Source organism: Streptomyces sp. SID12501, from assembly GCF_010550245.1.
Classification (GTDB): domain Bacteria; phylum Actinomycetota; class Actinomycetes; order Streptomycetales; family Streptomycetaceae; genus Streptomyces.
In genome coordinates this window covers 1-495 of record NZ_JAAGLU010000476.1, presented here as the reverse complement: position 1 = coordinate 495, position 495 = coordinate 1, and the positions used below count along the sequence as shown (strand labels likewise).

Here is a 495-nt window from a genome sequence, read left to right as displayed (position 1 = left end):
ACGCACGTGCTGGCCGTCGGCGGCGACCGTCGGTCCGCCGAGATGATGGGCCTGCGGGCCGGGCGCATCCAGATCGCCGTGTTCGTGGTGTCGGGTGCGCTGTCGGGCCTCGCGGGCGCGTTCCTGCTGGCCAAGACGACGACCGGGAACCCGCTCGAGGCGCAGGGCTGGGAGCTGACGGCCATCGCCGCGGTCGTCCTGGGCGGCACGCTCCTGAGCGGCGGGCGGGGCTCGGTCAGCGCGACCATCTCGGGCGTCGCGCTGCTCGCGATCGTGTTCCAGATCCTCAACTACGTCAACGGCATGGGCCTGGAGATCAACACGTACCTGCAGAACGTGATCCGCGGCCTGTTCATCCTCGCGGTCGTGGTGATCCAGGCGATCGCGCTGCGGCGCAGGTCGTCCGCCCCACGGGTCCGCGCAGCCTGACGCCACCGGTGCCCGGTGCCGCCCCGCGGGGTCAGGCGCCGGGCATCGGCGCGGGTCCGGTGCTGC

1 protein-coding gene is annotated in these 495 nt (G+C 73.1%); it reads left to right on the top strand.

Annotation, left to right across the window (positions count from 1 at the left end; translation table 11 throughout):
- Positions 1–429: ABC transporter permease (locus G3I71_RS46855; RefSeq protein WP_369335587.1), on the top strand; the 429-nt coding region annotated here is incomplete at its 5' end.
- Between the last annotated feature and the right edge of the window lie 66 nt (positions 430–495).